Origin of the sequence: Methylobacterium sp. E-041 (assembly GCF_022829665.1) — a bacterium.
Classification (GTDB): Bacteria; Pseudomonadota; Alphaproteobacteria; order Rhizobiales; family Beijerinckiaceae; genus Methylobacterium.
Genome location: NZ_JAKSYQ010000132.1, coordinates 60,989 through 67,069 on the forward strand (window position 1 = coordinate 60,989; position 6,081 = coordinate 67,069).

Annotated in this window: 7 protein-coding genes and 1 pseudogene; 7 read left to right on the top strand and 1 reads right to left on the bottom strand. The window is 70.3% G+C overall.

All coding sequences use genetic code 11. The features are described 5' to 3' along the window. The first annotated feature begins 4 nt into the window (after positions 1-4). The 7 genes from MKK70_RS12355 (at position 5) to rho (ending at position 5,761) form a co-directional block, all read left to right on the top strand. Positions 5-1,054, top strand: coding sequence for a cation diffusion facilitator family transporter (locus MKK70_RS12355; protein ID WP_243932819.1), 1,050 nt, complete (start codon positions 5-7; stop codon positions 1,052-1,054). Continuing rightward, positions 1,051-1,884 (top strand): shikimate dehydrogenase, encoded by an 834-nt coding sequence (locus MKK70_RS12360; RefSeq protein WP_243932996.1) that lies wholly within the window; start codon positions 1,051-1,053, stop codon positions 1,882-1,884. Before MKK70_RS12355 ends, MKK70_RS12360 begins: the two co-directional genes overlap by 4 nt. 10 nt (positions 1,885-1,894) lie before the next feature. Beyond that, a complete protein-coding gene (gene coaE / locus MKK70_RS12365; protein ID WP_243948020.1) occupies positions 1,895-2,518 on the top strand; it encodes a dephospho-CoA kinase in 624 nt (207 codons plus the stop codon). Positions 2,519-2,629: 111 nt separating this feature from the next. Next, positions 2,630-2,872: a type II toxin-antitoxin system HicA family toxin gene (locus MKK70_RS12370; RefSeq protein ID WP_147728283.1), complete on the top strand. Its 243-nt coding sequence runs from the start codon at positions 2,630-2,632 to the stop codon at positions 2,870-2,872. Continuing rightward, a complete protein-coding gene (locus tag MKK70_RS12375) occupies positions 2,869-3,096 on the top strand; it encodes a type II toxin-antitoxin system HicB family antitoxin (RefSeq protein WP_147728284.1) in 228 nt (75 codons plus the stop codon). The genes MKK70_RS12370 and MKK70_RS12375 overlap by 4 nt, the downstream gene beginning before the upstream one ends. Positions 3,097-3,261: 165 nt before the next feature. Next, a complete protein-coding gene (locus MKK70_RS12380; RefSeq protein ID WP_147728285.1) occupies positions 3,262-3,801 on the top strand; it encodes a ferritin-like domain-containing protein in 540 nt (179 codons plus the stop codon). Positions 3,802-4,495: 694 nt separating this feature from the next. Continuing rightward, complete coding sequence (gene rho, locus MKK70_RS12385; protein WP_147728289.1) at positions 4,496-5,761, top strand: transcription termination factor Rho; 1,266 nt, start codon at positions 4,496-4,498, stop codon at positions 5,759-5,761. A gap of 119 nt (positions 5,762-5,880) precedes the next feature. Here the strand turns inward: rho and MKK70_RS12390 are convergent. Beyond that, positions 5,881-6,081: pseudogene (locus MKK70_RS12390) on the bottom strand (TerC family protein); the annotation flags it as partial.

Below are 6,081 nucleotides of genomic sequence, written 5' to 3' on the forward strand. Positions count from 1 at the left end.
CGACATGGCGGGACACGATCACCACGACCCTGCCGGGCACCGGCATCCCGATGCGGGGCACGACCGGGGCCACGACCATGCCGGCCATGATCACGGTGCGCATGACCACGCGGGTCACGACCATGCCGGGCACAGCCATGCCGGACATGGTCATGGTGGCCACGGCCACGTCCACGCGCCGGCGAGCTTCGGACGTGCCTTCGCCATCGGCATCGGGCTCAACGCCGCCTTCGTGGTGATCGAAGCCGGCTATGGATGGGCCGCCAACTCGATGTCGCTGGTGGCCGATGCCGGCCACAACCTTTCCGACGTGCTCGGGCTGGTGGCCGCCTGGGTCGCCTCGGTGCTGGTCAAGCGCCGCTCGACCGCGCGCTTCACCTACGGCCTGCGCGGCTCGTCGATCCTGGCTGCCCTGTTCAACGCCGTGTTCCTGCTCGTCGCCACCGGCGCGATCCTGTGGGAGGCGGTCTCGCGCCTGATTCATCCCGAGCCGGTGGCCGGCACCACGGTGATGGTGGTGGCCGGCCTCGGCATCCTGGTGAACGGGGTCACCGCCTGGCTGTTCGCGTCGGGTGCCAAGGGCGACATCAACATCCGCGGCGCCTTCCTGCACATGGCCGCCGACGCGGCGGTCTCGGCCGGCGTCGTGCTCGCCGGCCTGATCATCCTCGCCACCGGCCTCGACTGGATCGACCCCGCCGTCAGCCTCGTCGTCGCCGGGCTCATCGTCTGGGCGACCTGGGGCCTGCTGCGCGACAGCGTCGCGATGTCCCTCGACGCGGTGCCGCCGGGCATCGACCCGGACGCGGTGCGCGCCTATCTCGGCGCCCGTCCCGGGGTCTCGGGCCTGCACGACCTCCACATCTGGCCGATGAGCACCACCGAGATCGCGCTGACGGCCCATCTCGTGATGGCGGACGGCCATCCGGGCAACGGCTTCCTCGTGGAGATCGCCGAGGCCCTGCGCGCCCGCTTCGGCATCGCCCACGCCACGGTGCAGATCGAGGAGGCCGGCGGGCCGCCCTGCCTCCTCGCGCGGGAGTGCGTCGCGTGAGGCGCGCCTTCGTCGTCGGCCACCCGATCGCGCATTCGCGCTCGCCGCTGATCCACGGGCACTGGCTGGCCGAGCACGGGATCGCCGGCAGCTACGCGCGCATCGCCGTCGCGCCGGCGGACTTCGCCGAGTTCTTTCGCCGGCTACCGGAATCGGGTTTTGCCGGCGGCAACGTCACGATCCCGCACAAGGAGGCGGCCTTCGCGCTGAGCGACAGCCTGACGCCGCGGGCGCGGGCGATCGGCGCGGTCAACACGCTGGTCGTCGGCGCCGACGGGCGCATCGCCGGCGACAACACCGACGCGCCGGGCTTCGCCGCGCATCTCGACCGGAACCTCGGCGAAGGCTGGCCCGAGCGGGCCGGCACCGCGCTGGTGCTCGGGGCCGGCGGGGCGGCGCGCGCCATCGTCGTCGGCCTGGCCGAGCGCGGCCTGGCGCGGATCGTGGTCGCCAACCGCACCCGCGAGCGGGCAGAGGCCGTGGCGGCCTTGGCCCCCGGCATCGCCACCGCGATCGCCTGGGACGCGATCCCAGAGGCGATGCCGGAGGCCGGGCTCCTGGTGAACACCACCGCCCTCGGCATGGCCGGCCAGCCGCCGCTCGGCCTCGACCTCGGCCCGCTGCCGGCCCGCGCGGCGGTGGCCGACATCGTCTACGTGCCGCTGGAGACGCCGCTGCTTGCCGCCGCCCGCGCCCGCGGCCTTGCCGCCGTCGACGGGCTCGGGATGCTGCTGCACCAGGCCGTGCCCGGCTTCGAAGCCTGGTTCGGCGTGCGCCCGGCGGTGACGGAGGCCCTGCGCGCCGTCGTCGTGGCCGACCTGCCGGGATAGATTGGCCTGGATGAGCGACACCGCGCGCAAAAAACCGTTCGTGCTCGGGCTCACCGGCTCGATCGGCATGGGAAAGTCCGCCACCGCGGCGATGTTCGCCGCCCGCTTCGTGCCGGTGCACGACGCCGACGCGGCGGTGCATGCGCTCTACGGGCCGGGCGGCGCGGCGGCTGAGGCGATCGGCGCCGCCTTCCCCGGCACGCTCGCGCCCGACGGCGGCGTCGACCGCACCCGCCTGCGCGAGGCGGTGCTCGGGCGGCCGGACAGGCTCGCGACGCTGGAAGGGCTGGTCCATCCGCTGGTCCGCGCCGCCGGCCACGCCTTCGTCGAGCGCCACGCGGCCGCGCCGCTGGTGCTGCTCGACGTGCCCCTGCTCTACGAGACCGGCGGCGAGACCCGCTGCGACGCCGTCCTCGTGGTCACCGCGCCGCCCGCGGTGCAGCGCGCCCGGGTGCTCGCCCGCCCCGGCATGACCGAGGCCGCCTTCGAGGCGATCCGCGCCAAGCAGATGCCGGACGCCGAGAAGCGGGCGCGGGCCAACTACGTGATCGACACGAGCCTCGGCTTCGCCGCCGCCGAGGCGGAGGTGGCGCGGATCGTCGCGCGGATATCCGACCAGGCGGGACATCGCTGACGTGGCTCCAGCGATTAACTTGGTCCTAACCCATTCGCGATAAAATGCCGGATCAATAAGAATTAACGCATCACCGTTAATGATTGCCTTCGAATCAGGAGGCGGTGCTGCATGTCGAAACGCCTGGAAGCGATGCGGGCCAATCCCGCGGCTGGGTGGACCGTGTCGGACATCGCTGCGCTCTGCGCCGAGTTCGACGTAGCTTGCCATCCACCACGGGGCGGCGGTTCGCACTATCGGGTCGGCCACCGGTCGCAATTCGAAAAGTTGACGATCCCCGCCGCTCGGCCGATTAAGGGGTGGTATATCCGCGAACTTGTTCGGTTCATCGACAAGGTCGGAGCCGCGCCATGAGCGAACTCACCTACCCCGTGGTGATCTCCCCACTGACCCAGGACGACGGCGGCGGCTTCGCTGCGACCGTGCCCGATCTCCCCGGCTGCATGTCGGACGGCGAGACGCCCGAGGAAGCGCTCGTGAACGTCCGCGACGCGATCGACGCGTGGATCGCCATGGCTCGCGAGCTCGGTCATGCCGTGCCCCCTCCCTCGCACGCGCTGCAGCGGGCTGTCGGCTGAACGGCACGCGCCGTCCTCGGCCGACGTCCGCCGCCGCCCGACGGCGTTCGGTTCCTCCACAGGGGGCGATATTTCGTCGGGAGCCGATGCGGGGGCGGCGGGTTGGCAGCCCAGGGGCCGCCTGCCGTCGCGGGCCGCCCGCGACGCACCCGAAGGACATCCGCCATGGCCACCAAGCCGAAGACGCTGCACGATGCGTTCTACGAGACGTTGAAGGACGTCTACTACGCCGAGAAGCAGTCGGTGAAGGCGCTCAAGAAGTCGGCCAAGGCCGCCGAGCATGCCGAGCTCCGCCAGGCCTTCGAGACCCATGCCGAGGAGAGCGCCAACCAGGTCGAGCGGCTCGGCCAGGTGTTCGAGATCATCGGCAAGCCGGCCCGCGCCAAGACCTGCGAGGCGATGCAGGGCATCACCTCCGAGATGGAGGAGGACCTGGAGGATTTCGGCGACAGCCCCGCCGCCGACGCGGTGCTGGCGGCCTGCGCCCAGGCGGTCGAGCACTACGAGATCGCCCGCTACGGCACCCTGAAGACCTGGGCCGCCCAGCTCGGCTACGCCGACGCGGCCAAGCTCCTCGACGAGACCCTGCAGGAGGAGAAGAAGACCGACGCGCTGCTCTCGGAGATCGCCGAGAAGCTCAACCTCGATGGCACCGAGCCGACCGAGGAGCCCGCCGGCAAGAAGGGCGGCCGCAAGGCGGCGTAGGCGCGCACCGAACGACCCCGTCCCCGCATCGCAGCGGGCGACGCGCCCCCTCTCCCGCACGGGGGAGGGGGCGCGTCGTGCGTCGAGCGATCCGGTCCTGCGGGGATTGGCCGATCCGGCCATCCGCTTCGAGACGGCTTTCTCACCTCTCGGTTCGAGACCGACCCTGCCATCCCGGGGCTGCGCAGCAGAGCCCGGGATCCGGAGCCGCCGCCGGCGCCATCTTCAGCGCGACCTGCGGTTCTGGATGCCGGGCAGGTCCGCGGCGCCCCGGGATGACGACGGCGGGTTCCGCGACCGCGACGCCCATCGCTCCGATCCGCCCGCTCCGCGCGAGCCCCCGGTCGGAGCGAGGCCTCGGAAACCCACCCCCTTGAGCCGGCATCGAAAACGCGATATGCGTGGTCTGCCCTCCTAAAAAAAGCGCCGCCGCCGCATCCGTGAGCCCCCGGGGCTCCGCCCAGACGATGCACGGGTCCGCCGCAACCGTTTGCGGCCAGACATCCGGCGCCCTCTCCCGATTGCCAGGCTCCCTGCCTCAACCTTCGCTTTCGTCGGTTCAAGACATCCCATGAACGAACAGTCCGACGTCTCCGCCCTCGCGGACATCCCAGGCTCGAACTTGCCCGACTCGAACTTGCCCGACCCGACCCCGTCGACCGAGGGCGCACTCGCGGCCTCCGACCTCGACGCCATGCGCGAGGTCAAGCTCCAGGACCTCAAGTCCAAGACGCCGACCGACCTGATCGCCTTCGCCGAGGAGGTCGAGGTCGAGAACGCCTCGACCATGCGCAAGGCCGAGCTGATGTTCGCGATCCTGAAGCAGCTCGCGGCCAAGGAGGTCGAGATCATCGGCGCCGGCACCTGCGAGGTGCTGCAGGACGGGTTCGGCTTCCTGCGCTCGTCGGAATCGAACTACCTGCCGGGCCCGGACGACATCTACATCTCGCCGACCCAGATCCGCCGCTTCGGCCTGCGCACCGGCGACACGGTCGAAGGCCCGATCCGCGGCCCCAAGGACGGCGAGCGCTACTTCGCGCTGCTCAAGGTCAACACGATCAACTTCGAGAACCCGGAGAAGATCAAGCACAAGGTCCACTTCGACAACCTGACGCCGCTGTTCCCGACCCAGCGCTTCAAGCTGGAGCTCGACGCGCCGCCGAAGAAGGACTTCTCGCCCCGCATCATCGACATCGTCGCCCCGATCGGCAAGGGCCAGCGCGCGCTGATCGTCGCGCCGCCGCGCACCGGCAAGACCGTGCTGATGCAGAACATCGCGCAGTCGATCACCATCAACCACCCGGAATGCTACCTCATCGTGCTGCTCATCGACGAGCGGCCGGAGGAGGTCACCGACATGATCCGCTCGGTGAAGGGCGAGGTCATCGCCTCGACCTTCGACGAGCCGGCCACCCGCCACGTGCAGGTCGCCGAGATGGTGATCGAGAAGGCCAAGCGCCTGGTCGAGCACGGCCGCGACGTGGTCATCCTGCTGGATTCGATCACCCGCCTCGGGCGCGCCTACAACACCGTGGTGCCGTCGTCGGGCAAGGTGCTCACCGGCGGCGTCGACGCCAACGCGCTGCAGCGCCCGAAGCGCTTCTTCGGCGCGGCCCGCAACATCGAGGAGGGCGGCTCGCTCTCGATCATCGCCACCGCGCTGATCGACACCGGCTCGCGCATGGACGAGGTGATCTTCGAGGAGTTCAAGGGCACCGGCAACTCCGAGATCATCCTGGACCGCAAGGTCTCGGACAAGCGCATCTTCCCGGCGATCGACATCACCCGCTCGGGCACCCGCAAGGAGGAGCTGCTGGTTCCCCCGGACGCGCTCAAGAAGACCTACGTGCTGCGCCGCATCCTCAACCCGATGGGCGTCACCGACGCGATCGAGTTCCTGATGGACAAGCTGCGCCAGACCAAGAGCAACGGCGACTTCTTCGACTCGATGAACACCTGAGCGTTTTCGGGCCTTCGGACGAAAAAGAAGGCCCCGATCCTTGGATCGGGGCCTTTTTCATATGCGCCGTACCTCTTCCCTCCCCCCTTAAGCGGGGGAGGGAGAAACCGCCCCGCCCCTCAGGTTCGTCGCCGCCGCCGCACCAGCAGGTTCAGCCCCTCGACGCCGGCCGAGAACGCCATCGCGGTGTAGATGTAGCCCTTCGGCACGTGCGCCCCGACGCCTTCGGCCATCAGCGTCATGCCCGTCATGATCAGCAATCCGGGCGCCCGCCTCACCCCGAGCGGGCTCCGGCGGATGAAGGCTGAAAGCTGCGCGGG